This is a genomic window from Micromonospora sp. C28ISP2-4, assembly GCF_030519385.1.
Classification (GTDB): Bacteria; Actinomycetota; Actinomycetes; order Mycobacteriales; family Micromonosporaceae; genus Micromonospora; species Micromonospora tulbaghiae.
Genome location: NZ_JAUMKG010000007.1, coordinates 92,737 through 119,548, shown reverse-complemented (window position 1 = coordinate 119,548; position 26,812 = coordinate 92,737). Strand labels below are relative to the sequence as shown.

22 protein-coding genes are annotated in these 26,812 nt (G+C 73.4%); 16 read left to right on the top strand and 6 right to left on the bottom strand.

Annotation, left to right across the window (positions count from 1 at the left end; all coding sequences use genetic code 11):
* The first annotated feature begins 1,022 nt into the window (after positions 1–1,022).
* The gene (locus tag Q3W68_RS24025; protein WP_302907616.1) at positions 1,023–2,948 is read left to right on the top strand and encodes a WG repeat-containing protein; all 1,926 of its coding nucleotides are present in this window, start codon (positions 1,023–1,025) and stop codon (positions 2,946–2,948) included.
* Between the two features lie 70 nt (positions 2,949–3,018).
* Positions 3,019–4,017: an aldo/keto reductase family protein gene (locus tag Q3W68_RS24020; protein ID WP_302907615.1), complete on the top strand. Its 999-nt coding sequence runs from the start codon at positions 3,019–3,021 to the stop codon at positions 4,015–4,017.
* 52 nt (positions 4,018–4,069) lie between these two features.
* On the opposite strand, the gene Q3W68_RS24015 is transcribed toward Q3W68_RS24020, so the two are convergent.
* Both Q3W68_RS24015 and Q3W68_RS24010 read right to left on the bottom strand, forming a co-directional pair.
* Positions 4,070–4,864: a site-2 protease family protein gene (locus Q3W68_RS24015; protein ID WP_071098270.1), complete on the bottom strand. Its 795-nt coding sequence runs from the start codon at positions 4,862–4,864 to the stop codon at positions 4,070–4,072.
* Positions 4,861–5,061, bottom strand: coding sequence for a hypothetical protein (locus Q3W68_RS24010; RefSeq protein ID WP_121682909.1), 201 nt, complete (start codon positions 5,059–5,061; stop codon positions 4,861–4,863). The genes Q3W68_RS24015 and Q3W68_RS24010 overlap by 4 nt, the downstream gene beginning before the upstream one ends.
* Positions 5,062–5,327: 266 nt before the next feature.
* Between Q3W68_RS24010 and Q3W68_RS24005 the strand changes: the two genes are divergently transcribed.
* From Q3W68_RS24005 to Q3W68_RS23995, 3 genes are all read left to right on the top strand, one after another.
* The gene (locus tag Q3W68_RS24005) at positions 5,328–7,349 is read left to right on the top strand and encodes a bifunctional adenosylcobinamide kinase/adenosylcobinamide-phosphate guanylyltransferase (RefSeq protein WP_302907614.1); all 2,022 of its coding nucleotides are present in this window, start codon (positions 5,328–5,330) and stop codon (positions 7,347–7,349) included.
* Positions 7,339–8,112, top strand: a complete 774-nt coding sequence (gene cobS, locus Q3W68_RS24000; RefSeq protein WP_302907613.1) for an adenosylcobinamide-GDP ribazoletransferase — start codon at positions 7,339–7,341, stop codon at positions 8,110–8,112. Before Q3W68_RS24005 ends, cobS begins: the two co-directional genes overlap by 11 nt.
* 63 nt (positions 8,113–8,175) lie before the next feature.
* Positions 8,176–9,465, top strand: a complete 1,290-nt coding sequence (locus tag Q3W68_RS23995; RefSeq protein WP_302907612.1) for a DUF2314 domain-containing protein — start codon at positions 8,176–8,178, stop codon at positions 9,463–9,465.
* 10 nt (positions 9,466–9,475) lie between these two features.
* Here the strand turns inward: Q3W68_RS23995 and gcvT are convergent, their stop codons facing one another.
* The gene (gene gcvT / locus Q3W68_RS23990) at positions 9,476–10,600 is read right to left on the bottom strand and encodes a glycine cleavage system aminomethyltransferase GcvT (protein ID WP_302907611.1); all 1,125 of its coding nucleotides are present in this window, start codon (positions 10,598–10,600) and stop codon (positions 9,476–9,478) included.
* A gap of 166 nt (positions 10,601–10,766) precedes the next feature.
* On the opposite strand from gcvT, the gene Q3W68_RS23985 reads away from it, so the two are divergent.
* On the top strand, positions 10,767–12,335 hold the full coding sequence (locus Q3W68_RS23985; protein WP_302907610.1) for a leucyl aminopeptidase: 1,569 nt from the start codon (positions 10,767–10,769) through the stop codon (positions 12,333–12,335).
* Positions 12,336–12,409: 74 nt separating this feature from the next.
* Here Q3W68_RS23985 and Q3W68_RS23980 read toward each other — a convergent pair whose 3' ends face one another.
* Positions 12,410–12,739 (bottom strand): hypothetical protein, encoded by a 330-nt coding sequence (locus tag Q3W68_RS23980; RefSeq protein ID WP_064448299.1) that lies wholly within the window; start codon positions 12,737–12,739, stop codon positions 12,410–12,412.
* 179 nt (positions 12,740–12,918) lie between these two features.
* On the opposite strand from Q3W68_RS23980, the gene lpdA reads away from it, so the two are divergent.
* Together lpdA and sucB are read left to right on the top strand one after the other, a co-directional pair.
* Positions 12,919–14,310, top strand: coding sequence for a dihydrolipoyl dehydrogenase (lpdA, locus tag Q3W68_RS23975; RefSeq protein ID WP_302907609.1), 1,392 nt, complete (start codon positions 12,919–12,921; stop codon positions 14,308–14,310).
* Positions 14,311–14,376: 66 nt separating this feature from the next.
* Complete coding sequence (gene sucB, locus Q3W68_RS23970; RefSeq protein WP_302907608.1) at positions 14,377–16,230, top strand: 2-oxoglutarate dehydrogenase, E2 component, dihydrolipoamide succinyltransferase; 1,854 nt, start codon at positions 14,377–14,379, stop codon at positions 16,228–16,230.
* Between the two features lie 62 nt (positions 16,231–16,292).
* Here the strand turns inward: sucB and Q3W68_RS23965 are convergent, their stop codons facing one another.
* Complete coding sequence (locus Q3W68_RS23965) at positions 16,293–17,228, bottom strand: SDR family NAD(P)-dependent oxidoreductase (protein ID WP_302907607.1); 936 nt, start codon at positions 17,226–17,228, stop codon at positions 16,293–16,295.
* A 147-nt stretch (positions 17,229–17,375) separates the two neighbouring features.
* On the opposite strand from Q3W68_RS23965, the gene Q3W68_RS23960 reads away from it, so the two are divergent.
* The 8 genes from Q3W68_RS23960 to Q3W68_RS23925 all read left to right on the top strand — a co-directional run bounded on the left by Q3W68_RS23960 (position 17,376) and on the right by Q3W68_RS23925 (position 25,506).
* Positions 17,376–17,942 carry a TetR/AcrR family transcriptional regulator gene (locus Q3W68_RS23960; RefSeq protein WP_302907606.1) on the top strand — a complete coding sequence of 189 codons (567 nt, stop codon included), beginning with the start codon at positions 17,376–17,378 and terminating at the stop codon, positions 17,940–17,942.
* Positions 17,943–17,987: 45 nt separating this feature from the next.
* Entirely contained in the window at positions 17,988–19,322 is a 1,335-nt protein-coding gene (locus Q3W68_RS23955) for a low temperature requirement protein A (RefSeq protein WP_302907605.1), read from the top strand.
* Positions 19,323–19,395: 73 nt separating this feature from the next.
* Entirely contained in the window at positions 19,396–20,274 is an 879-nt protein-coding gene (locus Q3W68_RS23950) for an oxidoreductase (RefSeq protein WP_302907604.1), read from the top strand.
* A gap of 128 nt (positions 20,275–20,402) precedes the next feature.
* Positions 20,403–21,350 carry an LLM class flavin-dependent oxidoreductase gene (locus Q3W68_RS23945; RefSeq protein WP_302907603.1) on the top strand — a complete coding sequence of 316 codons (948 nt, stop codon included), beginning with the start codon at positions 20,403–20,405 and terminating at the stop codon, positions 21,348–21,350.
* A gap of 11 nt (positions 21,351–21,361) precedes the next feature.
* Positions 21,362–22,372, top strand: coding sequence for an aldo/keto reductase (locus Q3W68_RS23940; protein ID WP_302907602.1), 1,011 nt, complete (start codon positions 21,362–21,364; stop codon positions 22,370–22,372).
* Between the two features lie 123 nt (positions 22,373–22,495).
* Positions 22,496–23,902, top strand: coding sequence for an AAA family ATPase (locus Q3W68_RS23935; RefSeq protein WP_302907601.1), 1,407 nt, complete (start codon positions 22,496–22,498; stop codon positions 23,900–23,902).
* Positions 23,899–24,540, top strand: a complete 642-nt coding sequence (locus Q3W68_RS23930) for a DUF4276 family protein (RefSeq protein WP_302907600.1) — start codon at positions 23,899–23,901, stop codon at positions 24,538–24,540. The genes Q3W68_RS23935 and Q3W68_RS23930 overlap by 4 nt, the downstream gene beginning before the upstream one ends.
* A gap of 66 nt (positions 24,541–24,606) precedes the next feature.
* On the top strand, positions 24,607–25,506 hold the full coding sequence (locus Q3W68_RS23925) for a TIGR01777 family oxidoreductase (protein ID WP_302907599.1): 900 nt from the start codon (positions 24,607–24,609) through the stop codon (positions 25,504–25,506).
* 24 nt (positions 25,507–25,530) lie between these two features.
* Here Q3W68_RS23925 and Q3W68_RS23920 read toward each other — a convergent pair whose 3' ends face one another.
* Positions 25,531–26,772, bottom strand: a complete 1,242-nt coding sequence (locus tag Q3W68_RS23920) for a PHB depolymerase family esterase (protein ID WP_302907598.1) — start codon at positions 26,770–26,772, stop codon at positions 25,531–25,533.
* Positions 26,773–26,812: the final 40 nt, after the last annotated feature.

Here is a 26,812-nt window from a genome sequence, read left to right as displayed (position 1 = left end):
CGGGAACCCCGGGTCCGCCGGAGATCTTGGACGATTTCGGCCCCTCTGGGGGCCCTTTCGTACCAAGATCTCTGGCCGACGACGACTCGATCGAGCGGGCGGGGGGCGGCCGCAGTGTGGTGCCGTCCGTGGGGGCTTCGGCGGCTTCCCCCGGCGCACCGCTGCCGACCATGCGCACCGTCGACGACGAACCGCCATCCGTGGTCGAGGCTCCGGAGGCCGCGGTGGAGACGCCGCGCGTGACGGAGACGCCGCGCGTGACGGAGACGCCGCGCGTGACGGAGACGCCGCGCGTGACGGCGGTGCCTGGCTCGACGGAGGCACCGGGCTCTACTGAGGTGCCGGGCTCGACGGCGGCGCCGGGACTCGGGGCCGCAGTGCCGCCAGCAGATGCTCCCGCGTCGGGATCGAGCGCCGGTCCGGCACGAACGTCCACTGGCGACACGGCCGCGCCGCTCCCCGACACCGCACCGTCCCCGGCAACCGCACCGTTCCCCGCCACCCCACCGGGCGACGCCGTCCTGCCGCTCCCGGCCGCCCCCTCAACCGGCGACTCCGCCCCGCCGGCCGACTCCGCCCCGCCACTCGACGGCGGCATCACGAGCGGCACGACAGCCATGAAGAACGGCGGCATCACGAGCGGCACGACGGGCATGAAGAACGGCGGCATCACGAGCGGCACGACGGCCGTGTCGAACGCCGGCGCCGCCCCCACCACGGACTCGAACGCACCCGCACCCGCCAGCTCCGGCGAACAGGCAAGCACCGTCGACAAGCCGCCGGCCCCAGCACCGGCAGCCACACCGACACCGACCCCAGCACCGGCAACGGCGACGACACCAGCACCGGCACCGGCACCGGTCGTCACCGCACCCGCCGACGCCGCATCAGCCGATGCGGCAACGACCACCGGCTCACCGGCCGCATCCGGGGAGACGCCGATCGTTCCGGCGGTCGAGCGGACGACGGCAGAGGCGAGCAGCCCCGACAGGGCGGCCGCTGATCCCGTACCGCAGCTCGCGGTGGCGGCGGCACCCGGCCTGCCCCGCCCCGGTCCGGAGCGCTCTCCGAACGGTGTCGCCTCCCCCGGCACCGCCGATGTCAGTCAGGACGGCGCGGCACCGCAGACCACCGCCGACGAGACGGCACGGGAGATCATCGCCGGGGACACGGCCGAGGAACCGACGACGATCGAGCGCACCGCCGGCGCCGACCGCACCGGTTCCACACCGCCCGCTCCCCGGCAGGCCGGCACTACTGACGGTGCCGAGCAGTCCGACACCACGGCCGCGCAGCCTGCGCCCACCGCTGACGGGATCGCCGCCGCCGACAGCACGTCCGCCGGGCACGTCGGCACCCCGACCGGCACCGAGGGCAGCGGCACCGAACCGGCCGGACAGCAGCACGCCGGCAGCCCGGCCGACACCCAGCACAGCGACACCGATCACAGCGACACCGTCGGCGACGGACCGGGGCGCGCCGACGACCACCAGCATGCGCAACAGGGACAGGCGCAGACCAACACCGACGGCGTACCGGAACCGACCGGCGCCGACGACGCGCAGGATCGGCGTACCCCGGAAGAAGCCGGAACCGGCGACGACGCGGAACCGGCGGCGGACGCCGAGCCGCCGCCTCCGGTGGACCCGGAGGCAGCGCTCGCCGCGGTCGGCTGGGAGCTGGATCCGCGTACGCTGCGCGAGCAGGCCCCGGACCCGGCGCAGTTGCGGGTGATCCGGGACGGGCTGACGGGCAAGCTGGACACCACACTCGACAACCGCAGCCGGGCCCGGCTGCTCGGCCTGCGCGCGGTGGCGTCCCGGATCCTCGGTGACCTGGACGACGCGCTCGGGGACGCGCGGCTGGCCGTCACGTACGCGGAGGCCACGGGCGAGTTCCGGCGGACCGCGCTGGCCCGCGCGCGTCTCGCCGAGGCGCTGCGGTGGCGGGGTGACCACGCGGAGGCGGACCGGCTCTTCGCCGAGGCCAACTCGCCGGAGCTGCCGGACCGGCTGCGCGCGCTGCTGCACGAGCACGCCGGACGGTGCTGCTACGACCAGGGCCGGCTGACCGAGGCGTGCCTGCACTTCGAGCGGGCGCTGGACCTGCGCCACGGCGAGGACGCGCAGCTCAACGCCCGGGTCGAGGTAGCGCTGGACGCGGTCGCGGAGCGGGCCGCCGTGGACGGTTTCGGTCCGCCGCCGCGCCGGCCCGAGGAGGTGCTCGGCGCCCCGCGCCTGCCGGTGGCGACGTTCGACGAGGAGCAGCAGCTCTGGGGGTACGCGGACGCCGACGGCGAGATGGTCATCGCGCACCGGTACGCCGAGGCGCAGCCGTTCCACGAGGGACTGGCCTGGGTGCGGCGGCCGGAGGCGTCCCGGTGGGCGCTCATCGACACGTCCGGCGCGGCGCTGATCGAGGCGAACAACGGCTACCGGTCGGTGGTGCCCTTCTCGGAGGGCCTGTCCTGGGTGTCGATGGACGGCAAGGGCCGGTGGATGGCCGTCGACCGGATGAACATCGTGAAGATCCCGCCCGGGTACGAGGAGGCCCGGCCGTTCCGCAACGGCCTGGCGGCGGTACGGCAGAACGGCGGCTGGGGCGCTGTGGACCTCACCGGCGAGGTGGTGGTGCCGACCCGCTACCACCGTCTCGGCACGCCGCTCGCGGACGGGCGGGAGGTCGACGGGTTCACCGCCGACGGACTGGCGGTGGTCGAGCTGGCCGGCCGCCGGGGCGTGGTGGACCGGGCCGGCCGGGTGGTGGTGACGCCGGCGTACCCGACGGTGGTGGTGCATCCGGTGGCGTTCCTGGTCGCCACCGAGTCGGGCCGGTGGGGCGCGCTGGACCGGCGCGGCGAGCCGCTGATCGACCCGGTGCACCCGGGCCGCGCGGCGGTGGTGGCGGAGATCGACCGGCTGCTCGCCGACGCCAGCCCGGTGCTCTGACCTGCTGCCCAGGCCGCCGGCGGGGAGCGCCGGACGGCGTCTGCGACCGGGCGGGTCTAGGGTCGGGAGCATGGAATTCCGTCACCTGGGCCGCTCCGGCCTGATGGTCAGCGAGATCTCGTACGGCAACTGGATCACCCACGGCTCGCAGGTCGAGGAGGACGCCGCTGTCGCATGCGTCCGCGCCGCCCTCGACAGCGGCATCACCACGTTCGACACCGCCGACGTGTACGCGGGCACCCGCGCCGAGTCGGTGCTCGGCCGCGCGCTCAAGGGCGAGCGTCGCGAAGGGCTGGAGATCTTCACAAAGGTCTACTGGCCGACCGGTCCCGGCCGCAACGACAGGGGCCTGTCCCGCAAGCACATCATGGAGTCGATCGACGGCTCGCTGCGCCGCCTCCAGACCGACCACGTGGACCTCTACCAGGCCCACCGCTACGACTACAGCACGCCGCTGGAGGAGACGATGGAGGCCTTCGCCGACGTCGTACGCTCCGGCAAGGCGCACTACATCGGCGTCTCCGAGTGGAAGGCGTCCCAGCTGCGCGAGGCGCACGCGCTCGCCCGGGAGCTGCGCATCCCGCTGATCTCGAACCAGCCGCAGTACTCGATGCTGTGGCGGGTCATCGAGACCGAGGTGATCCCCACCAGCGAGGAGCTGGGCGTCGGCCAGATCGTCTGGTCGCCGATGGCCCAGGGTGTGCTGTCCGGCAAGTACCTGCCGGGTCAGCCGCCGCCCGCCGGCTCCCGCGCCACCGACGAGAAGTCCGGCGCCGGGTTCATCGCCCGGTTCATGACCGACGACGTGCTGACCCGGGTGCAGCGGCTCAAGCCGCTGGCGGAGCAGGCCGGGCTGACCATGGCGCAGCTCGCCGTGGCCTGGGTGCTCCAGAACCCGAACGTGTCCTCGGCGATCGTCGGCGCGTCCCGGCCGGAGCAGGTGCACGACAACGTGAAGGCGGCGGGCGTGAAGCTCGACGCCGGCCTGCTCAAGGCGATCGACGAGATCGTCGAGCCGGTCACCGAGCGCGACCCGGCGAAGACCGAGAGCCCGGCTCAGCGCCCGTGACGTCGCGTCGTTCCCGGGCCGGCTCGCACCGGCCCGGGAACGACCGGGCCGGCTACTCCCAGAAGCGGATCAGGGCGTAGCCGATCTGGTACAGCTCGCGCGGCAGGCCGAGCGCGTCGCCGACGGCGAAGACCGCGCCGAAGAACGCCCGGTTGATCTGCGGGCTCCACAGCAGCGCGAACAGCAGGATGAAGCCGTACGGGGCGAACAGGTCGTACATCCGCCGGTAGGCGGGGCTGAGCCAGGGCTGGAGCATGTTGCCGCCGTCCAGGCCCGGCACCGGCAGCAGGTTGAGCACGCTGGCGGTGAGCTGGAGGAACGCGAGCAGCCCGACGCCGGCCCAGAACTCCAGCGGCCCGCCCAGCTCCGGCCCCCACGCCACTGCTGCCACCAGCACCAGCGTGAACAACACGTTCGTGGCCGGCCCGGCCAGGCTGACGAGCGTGTGCCGCAGCCGGCCGGGGATGGCGTGCCGGTCCACCCAGACCGCGCCGCCGGGCAGGCCGATGCCGCCGAGCAGCACCACGACCACCGGCAGCACGATCGACAGCAGCGGGCTGGTGTACTTCAGCGGGTTGAGCGTGAGATAGCCCCGGTGCGCGATGTCCCGGTCACCGGACCGGTACGCGACCACGGCGTGCGCGTACTCGTGCAGGCACAGCGAGACCAGCCAGCCGGAGACGACGAAGAGGAACACGTCGAAGCCGACGTTGCCGTACCGGTTCCAGGTCATCACCCCGGAGGCGACGAAGAGCGCCACCAGGGCCAGGAAGATCGGGCTCGGCCGGAACGCCGCCCGGGGCACGCCGAGGATCAGCGGCTCGCCGGGGCGGTCGTAGCCGGTCATTCGGCCGGGGGTTGCAGGCTCATCCGGTAGTCCACCCGGTCGTCCTCGACCAGCACGACTGTGGTGACGCCGGATGCCGCGAGCTCCCGCCAGGCCTGGCCGATCCACGACTCGGCGTCCGCCTGGCTCGTGAACGATTCGGCGGGTCCGTCGACCGCGTCGCCGTTCGTGCCCTCGTACCGCCAGCTCCACGCCATGCCGCGTCTCCCCTCGCCGCCGTCGTCCCGTGGGACGCCAAACCTCCGCAAGCCTAGTCGGCCCCGCCGACGACGGCCCGCCGCCACATGGATCATGCCCACCCCGCCGCCGGACCGCACCCGCGATCTTGCGATTGCCGCCCCGGCAGAGCGGTCATTCCCGGCATCCCGGGGGCCGCAAGTGCAAGATCGCCGCGGCGAGGGGGGCGGGGGAACGGGGAGGGGCGAGCTGCCCGGAACGCGGGCGGGCGAACTAAGGTACGGGCATGTCCGTTGACGGGTGGCACACCCTCCTGGTGCTCGGCGGTATCCGCTCCGGCAAGTCCGAGTTCGCCGAGTCACTGGTCGCCGACGCGCCCACGGTCCGGTACGTGGCCACCGCCCCCGCCGGGGATCCGGAGGACACCGAGTGGGCGACCCGCCTCGCGGCGCACCGCGCCCGCCGGCCGGGGAGCTGGAGCACCGAGGAGACCGCTGCGGACCCGGGCCGGCTGGTCGAGGTCATCGCCGCCGCCGGGCCGAACGAGACGCTGCTCGTCGACGACCTGGGCGGCTGGGTGACGGTGCTGCTCGACCCGGCCCACCAGCCGGCCGACGACACCGCGACGATCGCGGAGCTGGCCGCGGCGGTGCGCTCCAGCGCGGCCCGGGTGGTGCTGGTCAGTCCCGAGGTGGGCCTGTCGCTGGTGCCCACCACGCCGCTGGGCCGGGCGTTCACCGACGCGCTCGGCGCCACCAACCGCGCGGTCGCCGACGCCTGCGACGCGGTCGCGCTCGTGGTCGCCGGCCAGACCGCGTGGCTCAAGCCGGCCACCCCGGCCCCCGCGCACGCCGTGCCGCCGGCGGCCACCTCACCCGAGGCCGTGCCGAGCCGCGCCGCAGCGCCCCATACCGCAGCGCCCCGAGCCGCGGCATCCTGGGCCACGGCACCCCAGCCCACATCGGAGCAGGCCGCACGGAACCAGACCGCGACGACCGGAGCCGCGCCGGCCCGGGCCGTGCCGGCCGACCTCGGCGCCGGGGACGTGACGCTGCCCGAGGTGCTCACCCCGGCCGCCGCACCGGTGCCCGCCCCGGTCACGTCCGACGAGCCCGGTACGGGCGACTGGGCCGCACCGACGATGGCGCTGCCGATGATCGCCACCGGTCTGGTGATCCAGCCGGGCATGGAACTGCCGATGCCCGACGACTACACCGGGCCGCAGGCCGTCGACCGGCTCGCCACCCTCGACATCCCCGGCGCCGGTCTCGGCGTGCTGGAACAGGTGGTCGGCTTCGCCGCCGCCACGCAGGGCACCTCGACGCCGCGTCCGTGGGACTCGGTGCGCGTACTGCTGATCCAGGGCGACCACGAGGGCGGCGCGTCGGCCGGGGCGACGCCCGGCGAGTCGGCCCGCCGCGCCCGGCAGGCCCGCGCCGGCCGGGGCCCGCTGGCCCGGCTGGCCGCCGAGAACCGGGCCGGCCTCCAGATCGTCGAGGCGCCCGCCTCGGCGGCGATGGAGGACGGCCCGGCCCTGTCCGCCGACGAGGTCGAGGCGGCGCTGCGCTACGGCTGGCGGCTCGCCGAGCAGGCCGCCGACGCGGGGGTGCAGCTGTTGGTGCTCGCCGCGTGCGGCGCGGGCGCCGAGGCCGCCGCCGCGGCGGTGCTCGCGGCCACCGCGGGCGCGGAGGCGCCGACGGTGCTCGGCCGGGTGGTCACCGAGCAGGGCGAGATCGACGACACCGCCTGGATGGTCCGCTGCGCGGCGGTGCGGGACGCGCTGCACCGCACCCGGCGCTCCGCCCGGGAGGCCAAGGACGTGCTGGCCGAACTGGGCGGCGGCGACATCGCGCTGGCCACCGGCGTCCTGCTGGGCGCCACCGCCCGCAAGGTGCCGGTGCTGCTGGACGGGCCGGTCGGCACCGCCGCCGCCATGGTCAGCCGCGACCTGGCCGGCCAGGCCCGGCACTGGTGCCTGCTGCCCGACCACGGCGGCCGCCCGGGCGTACGGCTCGCCGCCGACGTGCTCGGCCTGACCCCGCTGGTGGACCTGCGGCTCGACCTCGGGGAAGGGGCGACGGCGCTGGCCGCGCTGCCGCTGCTGCGCTCCGCGCTGACGCTCGCCGCCACGCTGCCGGTGCACCCGTCACTCGGCGGCCCCGACGACGAGGGCGACACCGACGAGCGCACCGGTGACGACGGCCGGACCGAGGACGAACCGGACTTCGCCGAGCCGGAGCCGGCCGGTCCGGGACCGACCACGATCGGGGCCGACGAGCCGGTCTCCCCCGGCCGACGTGCCGACTGAGGCGCGGCTCGCCGACGGCATCCGGCTGGCGCTCACCACGTTCACCACCGCCCCGGTACGCGCCGGCCGGGTCGACCGGGCCGCCGCCGGCACCGCGATGGCCCTCGCCCCGCTGGTCGGCGCGCTGCTCGGCGCCGTGCTTGGCGGGGTGCTGCTGCTCACCGGCGCGCTCGCGCCGCCGTTCGTCGCCGCGGTGGTCACCGTGGGGCTGGGGGCGCTGCTCACCCGGGGCCTGCACCTGGACGGGCTGGCCGACACCGTGGACGCGCTCGGCTCCTACCGGCGCGGTCCGGCCGCGCTGGAGATCATGAAGCAGCCGGACGTCGGCCCGTTCGGGGTGGTCGCGCTGGTGCTCGTACTCCTGCTCCAGAGCGCGGTGCTCGCCGACCTGGCCGGCCGGGACGCCCTCGCGGCGTTCGCCGCCGTGGTCGCGGCCACCGCGGCCGGGCGGCTCGCCGTCGGCCTGGCGTGCCGGCGTGGCGTTCCGGCGGCCCGGCCGGAGGGCCTGGGCGCGCTCGTCGCCGGCACGGTCGGGCGGGGCTCGCTGGCGCTCGGCGCGGTCGCCGTCGCGCTGGCGGCGCTGCCCGCGGTGCCGGACCGTCCGTGGCAGGGGCCGCTCGCCGTGCTCGGCGCGCTCGCCGTCGCGGCCGGGCTGCTCCGGCACCTGGTACGCCGCTTCGGCGGCATCACCGGCGACGTGCTCGGAGCGCTCGTGGAGGTCGTCACCACGCTGTCCTACCTGGGACTGGTGCTGACCGGCTGAGCGCCACCGGTCCGGGCGGGTAGCGTTCGGGGCGAGTGCACCGGCGCGGTCGAAGGGGACGGCATGCTCATCACGGACGACTTCCTGCCGGTACCGGTGCCCGAGTCGCTCGACGCGACCTACCTGGTGCCGATCACCGGGCTGCCGAAGGTGAGCCCGAAGACCGCAGTGGAGGGGCTGGCCGGCCGGCTCGCCGAACCGGTCCACGGGCTGGCCCGGCAGATGCTCGACAGCCCGCTGATGACTGTCGACACCCGTACCGTCGACGAGTTCCCCGAGCTGCCACCGGACCTGCTCACCGCGTTCGGCGCCACCGAGGAGCAGCTGGCCCGGCTGGCCGCCGCCACCCACCTGGTGGTGGTGCAGGCCGAGTACCGGCCGGGCTGGCCGCCCGCGCACGAGTGGGCCGCCCGCGCGGTTGCCGCGGCGGTGGCCGAGACGGTCGGCGGGGACGTGGTGGACGTCTTCGGGCTCCAGTTCCTCGACCCGGCGGCGGCGCTGCGCTCGCTGCCGGACGAGCAGGGCCGGATCCGGCTCGTCGACTGGGTGCTGGTGCCCTACTCCTCGGACTCCGACGGGCTCTGGTTCACCACGAAGGGGCTGCGCCGGTTCGGGCTGCTGGAGTTGCAGGCCCAGGGCGTGCCGGACCACCTGACCCGGGCGTGGGGCGCGGTGATGACCGGCGCTGCCCGGCGGCTGCTGCGGGACTGGACCGACGGGCTGGCCGGCGAGGAGGTGCCGGCGTTCGTGCAGCTTCCGGTGCTGGCCACGGTGACCGGGCACGACATCGCCGTCGCGTACGGCAATCCGGAGCAGCACGGCGCGACCGCGCCGGTGCTGCTGCGGCTGGAGCTGGACCCGGCCACCGACCCGGACGCCGACTCGTTCCTGAGCCTGAACCCGCCGCCCGGGCACCCCGGTCCGCCCGGCCGCTACTACGCCGCCGCCTGCGCGACGCTGTTCAACGGCATCCAGCCGGACGTGCGCTACACCCGCACCGGTGACGCGATGAGCCGCGCGGTGGAGACCGCCCGCGCCGCGCTGGGCGACATCCGGGCCCGGTTCCTGGCCGGGCGGCTGCCCGAGGAGAGCCAGCTCGTGGTCAAGTACGGCCTGCCCGGCGACGACGGCCCCGAGTACGTCTGGGCCGGGGTGACCTCGTGGGACACCCCGGAACGGATCGTCGGCGCCAGCGCCAGCGACGCCAACACCGACCCGAGCGTGCGGATCGGCTCGCCGGTGGTGGTGGAGGCGTCGGACGTGGTCGACTGGGCCGTGCTGGACGGCACCGGCGTGCTGGAGGGCGGCTGGACGCAGGCAGTGCTCGACGCCGGGGAGCGCGGCGAGCACTGACCCGCGCGGCTCAGCGCACCGAGGGCTTGACGAACGGCGGCCTGGTCAGGCGCATCCGGGCGCGGCGGCCACGGATGTCCACCTCCAGCTCGTCCCCGTCGGGCAGCTTCGGGTCGGTGTCGACCAGCGCCAGCGCGACGCCCTGCTTGAGCGTCGGGCTGAACGTGCCGCTGGTGATCGTGCCGACCCGCCGGTCGCCCGCGTACACGGCCATGCCGGGGCGCGGGATGGCCCGGTCGACGGCGGTGAGGCCGCGCAGCGTACGGGCCGGGCCGGCGGCCTTCTCGGCACGCAGCGCATCGCGGCCCCAGAACGCCGCCTTGTCCCAGCCCACCGCCCAGCCGGAGCGGCCCTGCACCGGGGTGGTCTCCGGGGACAGGTCCTGCCCGTGCAGCGGGTAGCCCATCTCGGTGCGCAGCGTGTCCCGGGCGGCCAGGCCGCAGGCGCGCACGTCGTCGGCCGCGGCGAAGATCGCGTCCCAGACGGCGACCGCGTGCTCGGACGCCACTACCAGCTCGTAGCCCAGCTCGCCGGTGTAGCCGGTGCGGCACACGGTCAGCTCCACCCCGTCGAGCGTGGCGGTGGAGAAGCTCATGTAGTCGTGGCCGGTGGGCAGGCCGAGCGCGTTCAGCAGGTCCGCCGAGCGCGGACCCTGGACGGCGAGCACCGCGTACGCCTCGTGCTCGTCGGTGACGGTGACCCCAGCGGGCGCGGCGGCGCGCAGCCGGCGGGCGACCTCGGCGGTGTTGGCCGCGTTGGGCACCAGGAAGACGTGGTCGTCGGCGTGCAGGTAGGCGATGATGTCGTCCACCACGCCGCCGGTGGCGTCGTCGCAGCAGAGCGTGTACTGCGCCTGGCCGGGGGTGATCCGGCCGAGGTCGTTGGTGAGGCAGGCGTTGACGAAGTCCGCCGCGCCCGGCCCGGTGACCCGGATCTTGCCCAGGTGCGAGACGTCGAACACGCCGACGCCCTCGCGTACGGCCGTGTGCTCCTTGAGCACGCCGCCACCGGCGTATTCGAGGGGCATCTGCCAGCCCCCGAAGGGGGCGAACTTCGCGCCGAGCGCGGTGTGCCGCTCGTGCAGCGGGGATCGACGCAGCCGGGTCTCGGCAGCGTCGGAGGTCACCTCGGTCATGGGTGGCAACTTACCGGCCCGGACCGCTGTGGTTAGCATCGGCGGCATCCCGTCGGCACGCATCGGCGGGACAGCCACGCCTCCCGGCGGGTAGGTTGCCGCCGGAGACACCTTCATCGCCGGTACGCGACGACGCGGCCGGCCCGGCCCGCCCGGAGTAGCTTTCGTGACATCGCCCCGCACCACCCTCAGCCTGGTCGACACCGACCCCGCCGAACTCGCCGTCGACGCGATCGTGATCGGCGTGCACAGCCAGACCACCGAGCCGGGCAGCGGCGCACCCGCCAACGCCCTGCTGCTGGCGACCGGCGGGGAGAGCATCGCCGCCGCGTTCGACGGAAAGCTGACCGAGACGCTGGCCCTGCTCGGCGCGACAGGTGGCCCGGGCGAGGTGATCAAGCTGGCCACGCTGGGCACCGTGACCGCGCCGCTGGTCGTGGCCGTCGGCCTCGGCCCGGAGCCCTCGGGCGCCGCTCCGGCCCCGGAGTCGCTGCGCCGGGCCGCCGGCGCCGCGGTGCGGGCGCTGGCCGGCGCCCCGCGCGTCGCCCTGGCCCTGCCGCTGCCCGACGACGCCGACGCCCCGGCCGCGCTGCGCGCGGTCGCCGAGGGCGCGCTGCTGGGCGGCTACCGGTTCGCCGGCTACAAGACCAAGCCGCAGCCGGCCCGGCGCGAGCCGGTCGCCGAGGTGCTGGTGGCGGTGCCGGACGCGGCCGACGCGACCGCCCAGGCCGAGATCGCGCGGGCGCAGGCGGTGGCCGGCGCGGTGCGGACCAGCCGGGACTGGGTGAACACCGCGCCGAACGAGCTGCGTCCCCCGGCGTTCGCCGACGTCGTCTCCGCCGCCGCCCGTGAGGCCGGGCTGGAGGTCGAGGTGCTGGACGAGGCGGCGCTGAAGGCCGGTGGCTACGGCGGCATCCTCGCCGTCGGCCAGGGCTCCGAGGCCCCGCCGCGGCTGGTGAAGCTGACCTACACGCCCGAGGGCGGCGGCAACGGCAAGCGGGTCGCGCTGGTCGGCAAGGGCATCACGTTCGACACCGGCGGCATCTCGATCAAGCCGGCGCAGGGCATGTGGGAGATGAAGTCGGACATGGCGGGCGCGGCGGCGGTCGGCGCGGCCATGCTGGCGGTCGCGGCGCTCAAGCCGTCGATCACCGTCACCGGCTACCTGCCGATGGCGGAGAACATGCCGTCGGGCACCAGCTACCGGCCGGGCGACGTGATCAGCATGTTCAACGGCAAGAAGGTGGAGGTGCTCAACACCGACGCCGAGGGCCGGATGGTGCTGGCCGACGCGATGGCGCGGGCCTGCGCGGACGGCGCGGACTACCTGTTCGAGACCTCGACGCTGACCGGCGGCCAGGTGATCGCGCTGGGCAAGCGGATCGCCGGTGTGATGGGCACCCCGGAGCTGTGCGAGCGGGTGCGGGTGGCCGGTGACGCGACCGGTGAGCCGGCGTGGCCGATGCCGCTGCCGGACGACGTGCGCAAGGGCATGGAGTCGGACGTCGCGGACATCTCGCAGGTCAACGCCGGGATGGACCGGGCCGGGCACATGCTGCAGGGCGGCGTGTTCCTGCGCGAGTTCGTCACCGACGACGTGGCGTGGGCGCACATCGACATCGCCGGTCCGGGCTACCACTCGGGCGAGGCGACCGGCTACTGGACCAAGGGCGGCACCGGCGTGCCGGTGCGTACGCTCGTGCACCTCGTCGAGGACGTCGCCACAAACGGCTGACGTGTAAGGAAGGGCCCCTTCTTAACGCCTGGCGTTGTAGAAGGGGCCCTTTTTAACACTCGCGCTCGGACAGGTCAGTACAGCTCGGGACGACGCTTGCGGCGCTCGTTGTAGTCGCGCATCCGCTGCGGATAGCCCATCAGCCGCACGTCGTAGATCGGGATCGCGATCCGGTGCGCCCAGCGGCGGGCCTCGTCCGGCCCGCCGACACGCCGCCGGGTCCACTCGCCGTCGTCGGCGATCAGCATGATCGTGGTCTCGGTGACAGTCGTGCGGGGCTCGATGTACGCCTCGACGCCCTTCCGGGTCCGGACGAAGTTCTCCAGATGGTCCAGGTCGGCACGGTCGGCGGCGCGGTCGCGGCTCGCCGGGGCCGCCCGCTTGCGTCGTCGGAACAGCCCCACCGAATCCACTCCTCCCCCACAGCCGTCATCGAGAACGGTGCCAAGGGTACGTGTCACCGACGTGTCGTTGGGCACCTCGGTACGCGCTCGGTCCGTGGTGGTGACAAGATGACCGAGGTGGGGTGTGCCTGTTACTCCGCCGTAACCCCCGATGCAGTGACGCGACCTGGGAGTTGGATGTGAGCGAGCCGAACGACACGACCTTCGACATCGTCATCCTCGGAGGTGGTAGCGGCGGCTACGCGGCGGCGCTGCGTGCCGCCCAGCTGGACCTCTCCGTCGCGCTCATCGAGAAGGGCAAGCTGGGCGGGACCTGCCTGCACAACGGGTGCATCCCGACCAAGGCGCTGCTGCACGCCGCCGAGATCGCCGACCAGACCCGCGAGTCCGAGCAGTTCGGCGTGAAGGCCGAGCTGGTCGGCATCGACATGACGGCGGTCAACTCGTACAAGGACGGCGTGATCTCCCGCCTGTACAAGGGCCTGCAGGGCCTGGTGGGCAGCAGCAAGAAGATCACCTTCGTGGCGGGCGCCGGCAAGCTGGTCGGCAAGAACGTCGTCGAGGTGGACGGCAAGCGCTACACCGGCCGCAACGTCGTGCTGGCCTCCGGCTCGTACGCGAAGAGCCTGCCCGGCCTGGACGTCGACGGCGAGCGGATCATCACCAGCGACCACGCGCTGACGCTGGACCGGATCCCGTCGTCGGCGATCGTGCTCGGCGGCGGCGTGATCGGCGTCGAGTTCGCCAGCGTCTGGAAGTCCTTCGGCGTGGACGTGACCATCGTCGAGGCGCTGCCCCGCCTGGTCGCCGCCGAGGACGAGGAGTCGTCGAAGGCGCTGGAGCGGGCGTTCCGCAAGCGGAAGATCAACTTCAAGGTCGGCAAGCCGTTCGAGAAGGTCGAGAAGACCGACAAGGGCGTGAAGCTGACCATTCAGGGCGGCGACACGGTCGAGGCCGAGCTGCTGCTGGTCGCCGTGGGCCGCGGCCCGAACACCGCCGGCCTCGGCTACGAGGAGCAGGGCGTCAAGATGGACCGCGGCTACGTGCTGACCGACGAGCGGCTGCGCACCAGCGTGCCGAACGTCTACGCGGTCGGCGACATCGTGCCCGGCCTCCAGCTCGCGCACCGCGGCTTCCAGCAGGGCATCTTCGTCGCCGAGGAGATCGCCGGGAAGACCCCGGCCGTGATCGACGAGGCCGGCATCCCGCGCGTCACCTACTGCGACCCGGAGCTGGCGTCGGTCGGCCTGACCGAGGCGAAGGCCAAGGAGCAGTACGGCGCCGACAAGGTCAAGACCTACAACTACAACCTGGGCGGCAACGGCAAGAGCCAGATCCTCAAGACCGCCGGCCACGTGAAGCTGGTCCGGGTGGACGACGGCCCGGTGGTCGGCGTGCACATGGTCGGCGCCCGGGTCGGTGAGCTGATCGGCGAGGCGCAGCTCATCTACAACTGGGAGGCGTACCCGGCCGAGGTGGCGCAGCTCGTGCACGCCCACCCGACGCAGAACGAGGCTCTGGGCGAGGCGCACCTGGCCCTGGCCGGCAAGCCGCTGCACGCGCACGCCTGACACGACAACCGCGGCGTCCGGCGACGGGCGATGATCCCACCAGGGGAATGAAGGAGTCTGGAGAACATGCCGGTATCGGTCACCATGCCCCGGCTCGGCGAGAGCGTCACCGAGGGCACCGTCACGCGCTGGCTCAAGCAGGAGGGTGACACCGTCGAGGTCGACGAGCCCCTGCTCGAGGTGTCGACCGACAAGGTCGACACCGAGATCCCGTCCCCCGCGGCGGGCGTGCTGAGCCGGATCGTGGTCGGCGAGGACGAGACCGCCGAGGTCGGCAGCGAGCTGGCGGTCATCGCCGGCGAGGGCGAGGACGCCGGCGCGGCTCCCACCGAGGAGGCCGAGCCGGCCACCGAGCCGACGGCCGCCGCCGAGGGCACCGGACCCGAGCCGGAGCAGCAGGCCGAGCAGGCCGCCGCCGAGCCGGGCGTCGAGGCCGAGCAGTCGGCCGTCGAGGAGCCGGCCCAGCCCGCCGCCTCGTCGGGCGAGGGCACGCCAGTGACCATGCCGGCCCTGGGCGAGAGCGTCACCGAGGGTACGGTCACCCGCTGGCTCAAGCAGGTGGGCGAGACCGTCGAGGTGGACGAGCCGCTGCTGGAGGTCTCCACCGACAAGGTCGACACCGAGATCCCGTCGCCGGTCGCCGGCACGCTGCAGGAGATCAAGGTCGCCGAGGACGAGACCGCCGACGTCGGCGCCGTGCTGGCGATCGTCGGGGTGGCCGGCGCCGCGCCCGCGAAGGCGGAGCCGAAGCCCGAGCCCGAGCCGGAGCCCAAGGCCGAGGCGAAGCCCGAGCCCAAGCCCGAGCCGAAGCCGGAGCCGAAGGTCGAGGAGCCCACGCCGGGGATGTCCTACAACGAGCCGGCCGCCGAGGCGGAGCAGGCCGCGCAGCCGGCCAAGGCCGAGGCGGCGGCCCAGCCGGCCGCGCCGACCGCCCCGCCGCAGCGCCCGAGCGTCCCGGCCGAGTACGGCGAGGACGCCGCCGGGTACGTGACGCCGCTGGTGCGCAAGCTCGCCGCCGAGCACGGCGTGGACCTGGGCTCGATCAAGGGCACCGGCGTCGGTGGCCGCATCCGCAAGCAGGACGTGCTGGAGGCGGCCGAGAAGGCGAAGGCCGCCAAGGCAGCGCCCGCCGCCGCTGCTCCGGCTGCCAAGGCCGAGGCTCCGGCCAAGCCGGCCGCCAAGCCGGAACCGAGCGCCAAGCGGGGCACCACGGAGAAGCTGCCGCGAATCCGTTCGATCATCGCCAAGCGTCTCCAGCAGTCGCTGCACGAGACGGCGCAGCTGACCACCGTCGTCGAGGTCGACGTCACCAAGGTCGCCAAGCTGCGGGCGCGGGCCAAGGACTCGTTCCAGGCCAAGCACGGCGTGAAGCTGTCCTTCCTGCCGTTCTTCGCGGTGGCCGCGATCGAGGCGCTCCAGACGTACCCGATCATCCAGGCCAGCATGGACCTGGACGGCGGGACGATCACCTACCCGGGTGCCGAGCACCTGGGCATTGCGGTGGACACCGAGCGCGGCCTGCTCACGCCGGTCATCCACAACGCCGGTGACCTGAACATGGGCGGCATCGCCAAGCGGATCGCCGACCTGGCCGAGCGCACCCGGGCCAACAAGATCACCCCGGACGAGATGGCCGGGGCGACGTTCACGCTCACCAACACCGGCAGCCGGGGTGCGCTGTTCGACACCCCGATCGTGCCGTCGCCGCAGTCGGCGATGCTCGGCACGGGTGCCGTGGTGAAGCGCCCGGTCGTCGTGAACGACCCGGAGCTGGGCGAGGTCGTGGCGATCCGCTCGATGGTCTACCTGGCTCTGTCGTACGACCACCGGCTGATCGACGGCGCCGACGCGGCCCGCTTCCTCACCGCGGTGAAGGAGCGGCTGGAGGGCGGCAACTTCGAGGCCGAGCTGGGTCTGTAGATCCGAGACGGCGAGGGGGCGCGCGGCGACATGCCGCGCGCCCCCTTCGTCGTTTCCGCGGGTCAGCCGCGCAGGTGCTCCTCGGAGACGGTCCAGAGCTGCTCGGCGGCCTCCGGGTCCCGGGCGTACGCGGCCCAGCCGGTGCGGGTGCCCGGCTGGTTCGGGCCGGCCTCCTGGCAGTCCTCGAAGTACCTGCCGCCGACGCCGTCGAGCAGCGGCGACGTGGCGACCAGCACCGAGGTCGCCGCGCCCTGCTCCGGGGTCTTGAACGCGGCCGCGTTGCCGCTGCGCATCCGCGCCAGTTCCTCCTCGCTGATGTAGCGCTGGAGGTTGGTCCGGATCGCGCCCGGCATCAGCGCGTTGGTGTAGATGCCGTCGTCGGCCCAGCGGTGGGTCGCCTCCACCGCGAACAGCACGTTCGCGGTCTTGGACTGCCCGTACGCCAGCCACGGGTCGTACGGCCGCTGCCGGAAGTGGATGTCGGAGAACACCACCGGTGAGCGCAGGTGGGCCGCCGAGCTGACCGAGACGATCCGCGCGCCGTCGGCCGCGGCGAGCGCCGGGCGCAGCCCGGTGGCGAGCGCGAAGTGCCCGAGGTGGTTGGTCGCGAACTGCATCTCCCAGCCCTGCTCGGTGCGCATCTCGGGCGAGGCCATGATCCCGGCGTTGTTGACGAGCATGTGCAGCGGCCCGTCCCAGGTGCGGACGAACGCGGCCACGGAGGCGAGGTCGGCGAGGTCGAGCGGGGCGACCAGGATCCGGTCGTTGCCGGTGGTGCCGGTGATGTCGTCGGCGGCGCGCTGCCCGGCCTCGGTGTTGCGTACGGCGAGTGTGACGTCGGCTCCGGCGGCGGCGAGCGCGCGGGCGGTCTCCACACCGATCCCGGAGGCGCCGCCGGTGACGACGGCCCGCCGGCCGGTCAGGTCCAGGTCGCGGACGACCTCCAGGGCTGTGGTCTCGGCGGAGAACGGGGTGGTGACTGGTGTCGGGGTTGTCATGGTCCATCCTTGTCGACGGCGACGCGGACCGATGTCCGCCCGCTACGATGAGAAGCGGAGGATCCTCCGTTACTCCGTCAGCATAAACGGAGGGGGCTCCGGTTACCACCGTGCCGGGCCGGCGACCCGGCCGAGGGAGGAGGGTCCGTGCCCGACCGACCGCTGCGCGCGGACGCGCTGCGCAACCGGCAGCGGCTGCTGGACGCCGCGGTCCAGGCGTTTTCCCAGGACGGACCGGAGGTAACGCTGGACCGGGTCGCCAAGGAGGCCGGCGTCGGCATCGGCACGCTCTACCGCCACTTCCCGAGCCGGGAGGCGCTGATCGAGGCGGCGTACCGCAACGAGCTGGAGAAGCTCTGCGACGCCGCCCCGGCGCTGCTTGCGGCACAGCCCGCCGACGCGGCGCTGCGGGCCTGGATGGACCGGTTCGTCGACTACCTCGCCACCAAGCGGGGCATGGCCGACGCGCTGCGGCTGGTCATCGCCTCCGGCGCCAACCCGTACGCGCAGAGCCGCGACCGGCTGCTCGCCGCGCTCGGCGAGCTGCTCGCGGCCGGTGCCGCCGCGGGCGCCGTACGCTCCGACGTGGCCGCCGCCGACGTGCTCGCCAGCCTCAGCGGGGTCTCCCTGGTGGCGGGCGAGCCGGACCAGCGCACCCAGGCCGGACGCCTGCTCGACCTGCTGATGGACGGGTTGCGTCACCGGCCGGGCTGACCGGAATCGCCCACCCGGCCCGACCTGCGCTGACAGACTCGGCCGGTGGGCTCGTACGGGTGGCGGGGACGCCTGGGGCCGGCCGTGCCGGTGGCCCCGGGCGCCCGGGTCGACCGGTTCGAGATCTTCTTCGACCTGGTCTTCGTCTTCTCGTTCTTCATCATCACCCGGGCCACCGCCCTCCAGGTGACCGGCGGGGCGCTGCTGCACGCGCTGCTGGTCCTCGCCGTGCTCTGGTGGTCGTGGGTGGTGCACAGCGTGGTCGCCACCCGGGTGCGCCTCGGCGAGGGCTTCGTCCCGGTGCTCATGACAGTCGGCATGGCCGCGCTGTTCACGTTCGCGCTGTCCCTGCCGCACGCGTTCCGCGACCCGCGCGGCAACGCGGCCGGGCCGATGGTCGCGGCGCTCAGCTACACCGTCCTGCGGCTGGTGCACCTGCTGCTCTACCGGCACGCCATCCGGGACAGCCCGAACGAGCGCCGGCAACTGATCCGATTCGCCCCCGAGGTGATCGGCAGCACCGCGCTGCTGCTGGTCGCGGCGCTGCTGCCGCCGAGGATCGACGACCTGGTCTCGGCGGCGGTGCTGCGGGACGTGCTGTGGGCCGGCGTCATCCTGCTCCAGTACGGCACCGGCATCCTCGCCGGCACCTGGGGCTGGGGCGTCTCGTCCGCCGAACACTGGACCGAGCGGTACGACCTCATCCTGATCATCGCGCTGGGCGAGTCGGTCATCTCCGTCGGCGTGGGCAGCAACCTGCTCGGCCAGCCGCCCACCTGGCCGGCCGTGGCGGCGGCGGTGCTCGGCATCTTCTTCACCGCCGCGCTCTGGTGGGCGCACTACGACATGGTCGGGCCGGCCGCCCGCATCGCGTTGCACGCCGCGCAGGACGGCCCCCGGGTGGCGATGGCCCGGGACGCGTACGCGTACCTGTTCCTGCCGATGATCGCGGGCATCATCCTGTTCGCGCTCGGCGCCGAGACGATCGTGCACGGGATCGCCGACCCGGAGGTGCCGCCGAGCGAGCCGGCGCACGGTCCGGGCGTGCCGCTGCTGTTCGGCGGCGTGATCTGCTACCTCTGCGGCAACATGCTGTTCCAGCTCCGCACCCTGCACACGGTGAGCTGGACCCGGGTCGGCACGGTGCTGCTGCTCGGCGTGACCATCCCGGTCGCGGAGCGGGTGCCGGGGCTGGCCGCGCTCGGCATACTCACCGCCATCACGGTGGGTATGGTGGCCGTCGAGGTGATCGTCTTCGCCGATGGCCGGCAGGCGCTGCGCAAGCTGGTCTTCGAGGAGCGCACCAGCCACGAGGCGCACGAGGCGGCCTGGCGGGCCCGTTGGCACGAGCAGCCCGAGGGCCGCGACGAGCACGGGTGAACCACCTGCCCGCCGCCCCCGTGGTACCTGTCGGCCCCGCAGTGGGGCCGCAGACGAGGGATACGGGGATCGCATGACCATCGACACCGTCCACGCCGGCGCGGCCGGCACCTGGCAGCTCGGGGACCTGACCGTCAACCGGATGGGCCTGGGCGCGATGCGGCTGACCGCGAACGCCGACGGCAGCCCGAGCGACAGGGACCGGGCCGTCGCCGTACTGCGCCGCGCCGTCGAGCTGGGCGTCAACCACATCGACACAGCCGCGTTCTACTTCTCGCCACTGCGCTCGGCCAACGAGCTGATCAACCGGGCGCTGTGGCCGTACCCGGAGGATCTGGTCATCGTGACCAAGGTCGGGCCGGGCAAGGACCCGTCCGGGCAGTGGCTGCCGGCGGCCCGGCCGGACCAGTTGCGCGGGCAGGTGGAGGAGAACCTGCGCCAGCTCGGCCGCGACCATCTGGACGTGGTGAACCTGCGGGTGCACGGCCCGGAGCCGCTGTCCGAGCACTTCGGCGCGCTGGCCGAGCTGCGCGACGCCGGGCTGATCCGGCACCTCGGCGTCTCCGCGGTACGCCCGCACCAGGTCGCCGAGGCGCGCGCCATCGCCCCGGTGGTGTGCGTGCAGAACTCGTACGGCCTGGGCTACCGCCGCACCCACGACGAACTGATCCGGGACTGCGCGGCGCACGGCATCGCGTTCGTGCCCTTCTTCTCCATCGTCACCAGCGGCCGGGAGGCCGGCGCCACCGGCGAGGAGCACCCGGAGGTGCAGGCGGTGGCCCGGGAGCACGGCGTGACGCCGGCCCAGGTCCGGCTCGCCTGGACGCTGGCCCGGGGCCCGAACGTGCTGGCCATCCCCGGCACCGGCGACCCGGCGCACCTGGAGCAGAACGTCGCCGCCGCCGCGCTGCGCCTCTCCCCCGCCGACCTGGCCCGCCTCGACGCCGTGTGACGCCTGTTAAGAAGGGGCCCTTTCACCTCCTCAGGCGTTAAGAAGGGGCCCTTCCTTACGGTTCGGCCGTCGGCAGAATCGGCGCGTACGGGGTGGCCCACCGCTGCGTGCGCGCCGATGCTGAGGCGATGGCGACCTTCTCCGTACAGGCGCAACCCACCGGCGCGGCGAGCTGGACCGAGCTGGCCCGTACCGTCGAGGCGGCCGGCTTCGACGCGCTGTTCGCGGCCGACCACCCCGGCGACTGCGCGTCGCCGTTCGTCGCGCTGGCCGCCGCGGCGGCCGTGACCAGCACGCTGGGCCTCGGCTCGTACGTCTCGAACGGCGGCGTCCGGGAACCGGTCCTGCTCGCCGCCGACGTGGCCACGCTGGACGTGGTCTCCGGCGGGCGGGCCCGGTTCGGCGTCGGCGCGGGCCACACGCCGGCCGAGTGGCGAGCCGTCGGGCGCGAGCGCCCGGACGTCGCCGGCCGGGTCCGCCGCTGCGTCGCGGTGGCCGAGGCGGTCCGGGCGCTGCTGGCCGGTGAGGAGGTCACTGTGGACACCGAGGAGCTGACCGTGCGCGCCGCCCGACTCAAGGAGCCCCGGCCGGTCCAGGACCGGGTCCCGCTGACCGTGGGCACGTCCAACTCGACGCTGCTGCGCTGGGCCGGGGCGCACGCCGACGTGGTCGGCCTGGCCGGCCTGGGCCGTACCCTGCCCGACGGCCACCAGCACACCGTGCGGTGGCGGGCCGACCAGATCGAGGCGCAGCTCGCCTGCGTCGCGGCCGGCGCGGCCGGCCGGGACACCCCGCCGGCCCTGGAGGCGCTGGTCCAGCACGTCGCCGTCACCGACGACGCGGAGGCGGCCGCCGCCGGGACGGCAGCCGACACCGGACTCACCCCGGCGGAAGTGCTGGCCACCCCGTTCGTGCTGGCCGGGACGCCCGACGAGATCGTCGCGGCGGTGGCCGGGCACGAGCGCCGCTGGGGCGTCACCCGCTTCGTGGTACGCGCCGGAGCCGTCGACGCGCTCGCCCCGCTCCTGCCCCGGCTGGCGGGAAAAGAGCTGGACTTCGAGCACACTCGAAAGTGAACACTGTGCGCATGACGACGACACGACGGCTGGGCCGCAGCGGCATCGAGGTCAGCGCGATCGGCATGGGCTGCTGGGCGATCGGCGGCCCGCTCTGGGACGGCACTCAACCGCTCGGCTGGGGCGAGGTGGACGACGACGAGTCGGTGCGCACCGTCCACCGGGCCCTCGACCTGGGCGCGACGCTGTTCGACACGTCCAGCAACTACGGCGCCGGGCACAGCGAGCGGGTGCTCGGGCGCGCACTCGCCGGCTGCCGGGACCGCGCGGTCATTGCCACCAAGTTCGGCTACCCCACTGACGAGGCGACCCGGCAGGCCCTGGGTGAGGACGCCACAGCGGACTACGCCCGGCGCAGCCTGGAGGGTTCGCTGCGCCGGCTCGGCACCGACCACGTCGACCTCTACCAGCTCCACCTGGGCGGCCTGCCGGTGCCGCGGGCGCTGGACCTCGTCGGCACCCTGGAGGACCTGGTCGCGGAGGGGAAGATCCGGGCGTACGGCTGGAGCACCGACGACCCGGCCTCGGCGCGCGCCTTCGCGGAGGCGGGACCGCACTGCGCGGCGATCCAGCACGACCAGTCGGTGCTGCGGGACAACGCCGCCATGCTCGCGGTCTGCGCGGAGTTCGACCTGGCCGCCCTGAACCGGGGGCCGCTGGCGATGGGCCTGCTCACCGCGAAGTACCAGGACGCGCCCACCGCCCGGGGCGACGACGACGTACGCGGTGTGGCCCCGGAGTGGCTGGACTGGTTCGCCGGCGGCGTACCGCGCGCCGAGTGGGCGCAGCGGGTGGCCCGGGTCCGCGAGGCGCTGACCGCCGACGGCCGGACCCTCGCCCAGGGCGCGCTGGGCTGGCTGCTCGCCCGCAGCCCGCACACGCTGCCGATCCCCGGCTGCCGGACCGTCACCCAGGCCGAGGAGAACCTTGGCACACTGGCGTACGGGCCGCTGCCACAGGACGCGTTCGCCGAAGTGGAACGCCTGCTCGCCGACCTGCGCACCGTTCCGTCAGCCCGGTGAACGCCGTCTCGACATGACGCCACATGTCGCTGTGCAGGTGTGGAGGTCGTGGCCTCAGCCGCGACCGCCACACCTGTGTTCGGGTTCAGATGCATCGCTCGTTCCCGCGACTAAGCTCTGACCATGCTGACTCGGCTGGAGGTGCAGGGGTTCAAGAACCTCTTGGACGTCACCATCGACTTCGGCCCCTTCACGTGCATCGCCGGCGCGAACGGCATGGGAAAATCGAACATTTTCGACGCCATCGAGTTTCTCTCCTACCTGGCGACCGATTCCTTGACCAGGGCCGCGCAGAAGGTGCGGGGAACGTCCGACGCCGTCGGCAGCGATCCCCGCGACCTCTTCTGGGACGGCTATCGGCAAAACGAGCACCGCATCCGGATCGCCGCGGAAATGATCGTGCCGAACGAGGTGGAAGATGAACTCGGCGAACGGGCCCGTCCAGAGGCGACGTTCCTGCGCTACGAGGTCACACTCGGTTACGGACCGACGCGTGGCGAGCATGGTGGTGGACGACTCCATCTGCTCCGTGAGGACCTGCGACAGGTCGAGGACCCGAAGACCCGACTCCGTTTCGCAGCCGGCGACACGTTCCTCGACTCGATCATTCTGAGCAGCGGGCGGGACCCGGTCTATCTGTCCACCGATCGACGCGGTGCGCAGGCTGCCTTCATCAACAGCCACGAGGGCGGGCATACCGTGGAGAAGTCGCGGTCTCCCGGCCGCGCCGCCAGGACGGTGCTCAGCACCACGATCACCGCCGAGAATCCGACCATCCTCGCCGCCCGCCACGAGATGCAGCGATGGCGCCGGCTGGCACTGGAACCGTCCGCGTTGCGATCACCTGACGACGAGACCGGTCCGGAAAGGATGAGTCCGCGCGGGCGTCACCTCCCAAGCACGTTGTATCGGGTGGCGCACGCTCCCGACTGGTCGGGCGACCCGGACCGGGTATATGCCCGAGTTGCGGGGCGCCTGTCGGACCTCACAGGTCTCGCTGTCGAGGCGCTCGATGTCGAATTCGACGACGTGCGCCAGACGTTCACCCTGTTCCTGCAGGAGCGAGGCGGTCTGCGTCTTCCGGCTCGAGCCCTCTCCGAGGGCACCCTTCGCTTCCTGGCGCTCTGCGTACTGCTGGAGGATTCCGAGTTCAACGGACTCGTCTGTATGGAGGAGCCGGAAAACGGAATCCATCCGGCGAACTTGCCCGCCATGGTGCAACTCGTCCGCGACCTCGTCGTGGATCCGACTGAGCCGCCGGGCACGGCCAACCCCTTCCGGCAGGTGATCATCAATACGCACTCGCCGGGCGTCGTCCAACTCTGCGATCCGAGCGACCTCCTGCTGGCACAACTCCGGCCACGGTCGTCGGCCGGGCGGGGCATCGTGCGCTCGCTGGCAGTTCTGCCGTACCGAAGCTCTTGGCGTGCCCAGCCCGGGCAGCCGACCTTCTCGGAGGCCGACGTGGTGGCCTACCTGACCAACCCTCCGGCGACTCAGCTGCACATCCCGCCGGGTCTGTCGGCATGAGTAGCCGAACGTACTCGGGGCTGTTCATCGCCGAAGGCAGCTCCGACCAACCGTTGGCAGAGCACATCCAGTTGCTGTTCTACGAGCGTGGGGTAGAGCTGATGCTCAGCTCCCCAGAGTTCGAACGACTGTCCTCCAAGGTCACCAAGGATGTCGAATCCCGGATCGCCGCCGGCCTGAGGTTGAACCACGATCCGGTCGACCTGATCGTGGTCCACCGGGACGCCGACAACGCCGGCTACCAGACGCGTTTGCACGAGATCACCACGGCATACGCCACCACCTCAAGCCAGGCGGCACTGATCCCGGTGATCCCCGTGCGGATGACGGAGGCGTGGCTGTTGCTCGACGAGACCGCGATCCGACAGGTCGCCGGAAATCCTCGAGGGCGAATGAATCTAGGCCTGCCGAAGGTGCACGAGGTGGAGTCGATCAGCGACCCCAAGGCGCGACTCGCGGAGTGCATACTCCGCGCGGCGGACGAGACCGGACGACGCCGCGATGTCGTCAAGGCCCGGTTCAACGAGCACCGCCGGCAGCTTCTGGCTCGCCTGGAGCCGTCCGGCCCGCTCGGCCGATTGGAGAGCTGGAGACGGCTCACGCACGCCGTCGACCAGGTAGTGAAGGGCTGGAAGTAGTTGCGTGACGAGTGAGTCATTTCGCTCAACGCATCCGAATCGCGCTCCGTACTCGAAGATGTGAGCATGCGGATCCTCATGGCCGGCGCGTCCGGTTTCCTCGGCACCCGACTGGTCGACCGGCTCACCGCGGACGGCCACCAGGTCACCCGCCTGGTCCGCCGCCCGCCGCGCACCCCGGCCGAACGGCAGTGGAACCCGTCCGCCGCGCAACTGGACCCGCGGTGCGTCGCCGACGCCGACGCGGTAGTGAACCTGGCCGGCGCCGGGGTGGGCGACAAGCGTTGGAACGACGAGTACCGGAAGGTGATCCGGACCAGCCGGGTGGACAGCACCACCACGCTCGCCATCACGATCGCCGGCCTGCCCGCCGCCGACCGGCCCGCGGTGCTGCTGAACTCGTCCGCCGTCGGCTGGTACGGCAACACCGGCGACCGGGCGGTCACCGAGGAGGCGCCGGCGGGTGAGGGGTTCCTCGCCGACGTCTGCCGGGTCTGGGAGGCCGCGACCCGCCCGGCCGAGGACGCCGGCGTACGGGTGGTGCGCCTGCGTACCGGGCTGCCGCTGCACCGCGACGGCGGCCTGCTCAAGCCGCAGCTCCTGCCGTTCCGGCTCGGTGTCGCCGGCAAGCTGGGCAGCGGGCGGCAGTGGCTTCCGTGGATCTCGCTGCGGGACTGGCTCGACGCCGCGAAGTCCCTGCTGGCCCGCGACGACGTCGCCGGCCCGGTGAACGTGGTCGGCCCGGCGCCGGTCACCAACGCCGAGTTCACCCGGGAGCTGGCCCGGCAGCTGCACCGCCCGGCGATCATGCCGATCCCGGCGCTGGCGCTGAAGGTCGCGCTCGGCGGTTTCGCGCAGGAGGCGCTCACCAGCACGCGGGTGCTGCCCGGTGTGCTCGACAAGGCCGGCTTCACCTGGGCGCACCCGGACCTGCCGGGCGCGCTGCGCGCCGCCCTCACCGGGTGAGCGAGGGCGGCGCGACGCGGCGGGTCAGCAGCCGATCACCCAGTACGCGGGCCCGGTCTGCTTGAGCGTGCTCGTGTAGAACGTGTTGTAGAGGCCCATCCGCTGCCCGCTGCCGAGCGCGTAGGCGTACCCGCCGGACTGGTAGGCCCGCCCGGCCACCACGTGCGCGTAGTTGCTGGCGGTGACGCAGACCGGCGCGCTGGTCGGCGAGGGCGTGGCGGTCGGGGTGGGCGAGGCCGTCGGCGTGGGTGACGCGGTCGCCGTCGGGGTCGGGCTCGGCGAGGCGCCGCCACCGCCGAGCCCGAAGAAGACCGCGTCCCGGTACGTCGAACAGATGGTGTCCAGGAAGTACGCCCCGGCGGTGCCGCACTGGTCCGCGCCCGTACCCGGGTCGACGGGGGTGCCGTGGCCCATCCCGGAGACCCGGTAGAGGCGGATCTGGTCGCTGCCGTAGACCTCCAGGCTCGTGCCGGCCGGCAGCGTGGACGTGCTGGTCGGGGTGGTGGACACGCCGAGCACGTTCGTCCACTGGTCCCGCGACTCGGCGGCGTTCGCGGTCGCCACGGTGGTGTCGCTGGTGCCGTGCCAGATCGCCACCCGTGGGCGCTTGCCGGTGTAGCCGGCGTACGCGCCGCGGACCAGGTCGCCCCACTGCGCCGGGGTCTTGTCCACGCCCGGGTTCATGCAGCTGAACGCGATGACGGTGCTGGTGGCGCAGCGGTACGGGATGCCGGCGATGATCGAGCCGGCGGCGAAGACGTCCGGGTAGGCGGCGAGCATGGCCGCGCTCATCGCCCCACCGGCGGAGAGGCCGCTGACGTAGACGCGGGCGCCGTCGGTGCCGTAGGTGTTCTTGGCGTAGTCGACCATCTGCTTGATCGACAGCGCCTCGCCCTGGCCGCGTGCGGTGTCGCCGGTCTCGAACCAGTTGAAGCAGGAGTTGGCGTTGTTGCCGCTGGGCTGCTGCGGCGCGATGAGCGTGAACTTCCACTGGTCGGCGTACTTCTGCCAGCCGGAGTTGGCGACGTACGTCGAGGCGTTCTGCACGCAGCCGTGCAGCAGCACCACGGCGGGCGCCCCGGCGGGCAGGCCGTCCGGGCGGTACGCGTACATGGCCAGGTTGCCGGGGTTGGAGCCGAACCCGGTGACCTGGGTCAGCGAGGCGGCCTGGGCGGGGTGGGCGGCGACCAGCGCGGTGGCCGCGGCCAGCACGACCCCGGCCGCCGCCCCGGCGACGCGGGCGATGAGGGATGAGGAGCGGGGCACGGGACCTCCCGATCGTGGAATGTGAACTGGGTCACCTCCG

Coding starts and splice junctions, on each gene's coding strand:
- Q3W68_RS24020 (WP_302907615.1), top strand. CDS start 3,019: ATGGAATTCCGTCACCTGGGCCGCTCCGGCCTGATGGTCAGCGAGATC.
- Q3W68_RS24015 (WP_071098270.1), bottom strand. CDS start 4,864: ATGACCGGCTACGACCGCCCCGGCGAGCCGCTGATCCTCGGCGTGCCC.
- Q3W68_RS24010 (WP_121682909.1), bottom strand. CDS start 5,061: ATGGCGTGGAGCTGGCGGTACGAGGGCACGAACGGCGACGCGGTCGAC.
- Q3W68_RS24005 (WP_302907614.1), top strand. CDS start 5,328: ATGTCCGTTGACGGGTGGCACACCCTCCTGGTGCTCGGCGGTATCCGC.
- Q3W68_RS23995 (WP_302907612.1), top strand. CDS start 8,176: ATGCTCATCACGGACGACTTCCTGCCGGTACCGGTGCCCGAGTCGCTC.
- gcvT (WP_302907611.1), bottom strand. CDS start 10,600: ATGACCGAGGTGACCTCCGACGCTGCCGAGACCCGGCTGCGTCGATCC.
- sucB (WP_302907608.1), top strand. CDS start 14,377: ATGCCGGTATCGGTCACCATGCCCCGGCTCGGCGAGAGCGTCACCGAG.
- Q3W68_RS23965 (WP_302907607.1), bottom strand. CDS start 17,228: ATGACAACCCCGACACCAGTCACCACCCCGTTCTCCGCCGAGACCACA.
- Q3W68_RS23950 (WP_302907604.1), top strand. CDS start 19,396: ATGACCATCGACACCGTCCACGCCGGCGCGGCCGGCACCTGGCAGCTC.
- Q3W68_RS23945 (WP_302907603.1), top strand. CDS start 20,403: ATGGCGACCTTCTCCGTACAGGCGCAACCCACCGGCGCGGCGAGCTGG.
- Q3W68_RS23940 (WP_302907602.1), top strand. CDS start 21,362: ATGACGACGACACGACGGCTGGGCCGCAGCGGCATCGAGGTCAGCGCG.
- Q3W68_RS23935 (WP_302907601.1), top strand. CDS start 22,496: ATGCTGACTCGGCTGGAGGTGCAGGGGTTCAAGAACCTCTTGGACGTC.
- Q3W68_RS23930 (WP_302907600.1), top strand. CDS start 23,899: ATGAGTAGCCGAACGTACTCGGGGCTGTTCATCGCCGAAGGCAGCTCC.
- Q3W68_RS23925 (WP_302907599.1), top strand. CDS start 24,607: ATGCGGATCCTCATGGCCGGCGCGTCCGGTTTCCTCGGCACCCGACTG.